Source organism: Pseudomonas sp. 2995-1 (assembly GCF_002742505.1).
Taxonomy (GTDB): Bacteria; Pseudomonadota; Gammaproteobacteria; order Pseudomonadales; family Pseudomonadaceae; genus Aquipseudomonas; species Aquipseudomonas sivasensis.
The window spans coordinates 1-232 of record NZ_LJSA01000275.1 but is presented as its reverse complement, the minus strand read 5'-3'; the positions used below and the strand labels follow the sequence as shown (position 1 = coordinate 232).

Annotated in this window: 1 pseudogene; it reads left to right on the top strand. The window is 41.4% G+C overall.

Annotation, left to right across the window (positions count from 1 at the left end):
- Nucleotides 1-198 (top strand): annotated as a pseudogene (locus AOA61_RS31795) (DUF308 domain-containing protein); the annotation flags it as partial.
- Between the last annotated feature and the right edge of the window lie 34 nt (nt 199-232).

Genomic DNA, 232 nt, shown 5'->3' with positions numbered 1-232 from the left:
GGAAAAGGGATGGGGACATTGGCTGTTGCCCTTTCCATTGTATCCTTGTTCTTCTTACCGATTATTCTCGCTGGTGCTGGTCTTGTATTAGGGTTCATGACAATTAATCGAGGTCACAAAGGACTTGGTTACACTGCAGTAGCGATCAGTGCATTTACAATTATCATGGCAGTATTTTTTGCTCCATTCGTCACCTAACTAATCTAACTAAATTTTCGCCAAGTGTGTGTAT